At 51.1% G+C, this 3,510-nt stretch carries 4 protein-coding genes; 3 read left to right on the forward strand and 1 reads right to left on the reverse strand.

The genetic code is table 11. The features are described 5' to 3' along the window. Window positions 1-472 precede the first annotated feature (472 nt). The 3 genes from WCO56_29290 to WCO56_29300 all read left to right on the forward strand — a co-directional run bounded on the left by WCO56_29290 (window position 473) and on the right by WCO56_29300 (window position 2,889). A complete protein-coding gene (locus WCO56_29290; GenBank protein MEI7733696.1) occupies window positions 473-1,483 on the forward strand; it encodes a hypothetical protein in 1,011 nt (336 codons plus the stop codon). Window positions 1,484-2,433: 950 nt separating this feature from the next. Beyond that, entirely contained in the window at window positions 2,434-2,715 is a 282-nt protein-coding gene (locus tag WCO56_29295) for a hypothetical protein (protein MEI7733697.1), read from the forward strand. A gap of 39 nt (window positions 2,716-2,754) precedes the next feature. Continuing rightward, window positions 2,755-2,889 carry a hypothetical protein gene (locus tag WCO56_29300; GenBank protein ID MEI7733698.1) on the forward strand — a complete coding sequence of 45 codons (135 nt, stop codon included), beginning with the start codon at window positions 2,755-2,757 and terminating at the stop codon, window positions 2,887-2,889. A 41-nt stretch (window positions 2,890-2,930) separates the two neighbouring features. On the opposite strand, the gene WCO56_29305 is transcribed toward WCO56_29300, so the two are convergent. Beyond that, window positions 2,931-3,281 (reverse strand): hypothetical protein, encoded by a 351-nt coding sequence (locus WCO56_29305; protein ID MEI7733699.1) that lies wholly within the window; start codon window positions 3,279-3,281, stop codon window positions 2,931-2,933. Window positions 3,282-3,510 lie beyond the last annotated feature (229 nt).

Raw genomic sequence — 3,510 nt, forward strand, 5'->3', positions numbered from 1 at the left:
ACCTCAAACTCCAAATCGCCGCTTGAACAAAGTTACTCTCCGGTCACACACCCAAATCATGAATCACTTTTCGATAAACACCCCTTGCTTGCATTTGGGACATAGCAGACCTCTAACCTCCATCCGCTCCACTACCTGCGTGGATTTGCATTTCGGACAGTCGGCTTTTTTGCCTTTTCTAAACAACTTCCCGCAGTCCATACAGATATACTCAGATTCATTGCCAGACCGTGAATTGATAACGTCTTCCAATGCCTGGCCAGGTAATTCACGCTTGATTCCACGCTGGTGCGGGCATAGGTTCGTCCACATGAATAGTGAGCCAAAAGCAATGCACCCTTGCCGTAACGCGACAAGCGAAATCCTGGCGCGTGCCCGAAGCAAATTCGTATCACCTTATCAGTTGGAAAACGGGAATACACAATGAACTCCGGGCGCGGGCAATACGCTTACATTCACGAACACCAGACCCATGAACGAACCAAATCCAGAACCTAAGCCCATTGCGACAACGGCGTTGCCCGCCTATAAAGACCGTTCCGCCGGTCTTGTCATTTTCGGTATTTTAACAATTTTGCTGGGCTGTCTGGCAGGATTGTTTGTCCCGTTGATGCTGTTTGGACAAATGGCGGCGGCCAAAGCCCCCAATGCACCTCCGGTCAACATCGCGGTCATCCTGCCAGCCGTGGCTATTTACGGTGTCTTGGCGGTGATGCTGATCTGGTTGGGCATCGGTTCTATTCAGGCCCGGCGCTGGGCGCGTGCGTTGTTGCTCATCTTTTCGTGGAGCTGGCTCGTCATGGGCATCTTCATGGTTGCAGCCATGGCCTTCGTCATGCCGCAAATGCTGGCGAACTTGCCCGCCAACAGTGCGAACGGCCAACCGGCGATGCCGCCCGGGACAATGACAGTAGTGATGGTTGTCACATTTGGAATGGTTGGCTTCATGTTTGTCCTTTTGCCGGCGGTCTGGACGTTTTTCTTCAGCAGCCGACACGTGAAGGCCACCTGCGAAGCGCGTGATCCCGTGACGCGCTGGACGGATGCCTGTCCACTGCCGGTGCTGGGGTTTTGTTTATGGCTGCTAATAGCCGTGCCGATGATGCTGATAATACCGCTGGCATACCACGGTGTGATGCCATTCTTTGGAATGTTCCTCACCGGCCTGCCGGGTACGCTGTTTTGTGTGGCCATCGCCGTCCTCTGGGGTTATGCCGCGTGGTTGTTGTATCACCTCGACGTGCGGGGTTGGTGGCTCATCCTGATCGCGTTGGTGGTATTCATGGCGTCCGCCCTGCTGACGTATGCGCACCATGACATCGTTGAAATGTATCAATTAATGGGCTATCCGCAGGCGCAGATTGACCAGATCCAAAAAACCGGGTTACTGACGGGCAACCGCATGAACTGGCTGATGTCGGCATCCATGCTGCCGTTCCTGGGCTATCTGCTGTTCATTAAAAAATACTTGCACAAAACCTGAATCAGCCGCACCGCGCCAAGTGAGTGCAAGAAGCGTGCCAAAAACCAATTTCTTATCAGTCTTTCAGTGGGCAAACCAATAGCAGGCAAAATGCCAACTATTTGCGTGGTGCAAAAGCGCCGAAATAAGTGCATAAAAGTCAGCGTCTTGGAGTTCACGGCCTTGCAACTGATTGGCAGGTGCGTCCTCACCGATATTCATCCGAACGTCCCAACCCAAGGGCCACCCACATCCAGTGCTGTCCAGGTCAACCTCGGGAATTCCGGCTGCTGTCACCAACGAGTTCCCTGCCAACCGAGTTAGGTCCGCGACTGCTTCCAGCGATGTCGGGGAGAGGTTGTTCGAGGGGCGCTGGTCTGTCAAATCTTAGTGCGGTTCATGCTTATCTTTAGTCGGGCCAACTCCTGGCTTTCAGCTTTCGCGTTTTTAGCATGGTTCGCGGTTTGAATTTCTCCCCCGTTCCAACTCCTGACTCCAAGCTTCCAAATTTTTCGGTTATATTTTTCTGCCCGATAATCTATTTGCCATGTCCGATTTCCCTATTTTTATGCCTGTCAATATTTCTGCAAAATCAGCTTCGTGGGTTGTTTCATTCATCATTTTGCCTTCTGGCTTCTGCCTTTCGTTTTCTCCTCCCGGAGGGAACCACCTTTCCCGTTTCTCCCTTATCCTGCTGCCCGTGGGTCATCACGGACCGCGCGTTTACGGTCCGCCAGACACCGTGTGTCGCGACCCACCGACTGAAAAACAGAACGACATAATATTATGAAAACTCAAATTCTGGTGCTAAAAATTCCAGCTCCTGACTCCAAACTCCTATCTTCTTCGGTTTCATTTTTTACCTGCCATTTTTATGCCATGCTCTTCGCTCCCCATTCGCGTCGCTTCGCGTAATTCGCGGGCATCCCATGTCTGTCTCTGAAATTTGAAATCTTAAATCTGAAATCCCTATGTGGCCCCACAAATTCATCTCCCGCATCATCCGGCCCAAGATCATCAAGCCGGTCATCATCCGCGCCATCATCCGTGTTACCCCGAAACGGATCGGCCCGCGCCCCAAACCATCCCTCATCACCCAGTACTTTCGAACCGCCCAACGGTTCATGAACCTGGATCGGATGCTGTTTTCCAACAGCTTCGCCTTTTGCCAGAACTCGTTGCGCCAGCTTCTGGCCACCTTCCCGCACCAACTTTCTGTCCTGATGTTAAGGATGCGTCTGCCATGTGCTTAGGGAAGAGTATCAGGGAAAAGGAGGTGAAGGCAATCCGTTTTGGATGCCGGTTCTGGTGGCAGCCGGTCTGCTCAAGCGTTGGGCAATCCACCGTCGAACAGTGTCAAATACTTCGCGGTGGCGGAAGTGCTGGAACTCTGGAAAGACCGGCGCATTCGCTGGAGCAAAAGTTAGGCCGCAAACTGTGAATACCAAATAATGGCATATGCTCTCGTTCAAGTGAAAACAAAGTCCTGCATACTGGCAAACAATAAATAAATCACAATAACGAGGATAAAGATCAACCAAGCAGTGTCGCTCTTTTTATGGCGCAATGCCTTCAACGCCTTCAACAAAATCCAAGTCAAACACAATGAAGAAGCAATAAGAGCAGCCAGTGTGCCGATATAAATATGACTTACGGAAGTTTTCCAAATATCTTGGCGCACGACAATCCAATGTAAATGCAAATAACGGATACGAGCTCCCGACGAACCGGTGAGCGCAGTATGGGACAAGCTGAGAACCATGAAAACAAGAACAGCCATCACGACGAATGAAACAGCATCTTGGAATCGCTTGGTCATACGCTGTGCCGTCTACCGTAAAGGAGCATTTCTTTTAGCTCACTGTTCATGTCCGTGATGGTATGCCGATGTTCATGAAGTTCAAGGTGAAATCTCAAAACAACCAATTCCTCACTTCGGAGGAGCAGCATCAAACGGCAGGCCAAAGTACTCGAACACCGCTTTGGTCCGATCGTAAATCCGGTCTTCAAACATCTCTGCCCGATCACAAAGCAAGTTCATGTGGGGA

This window comes from Verrucomicrobiota bacterium (genome assembly GCA_037139415.1).
Taxonomy (GTDB): domain Bacteria; phylum Verrucomicrobiota; class Verrucomicrobiia; order Limisphaerales; family Fontisphaeraceae; genus JBAXGN01.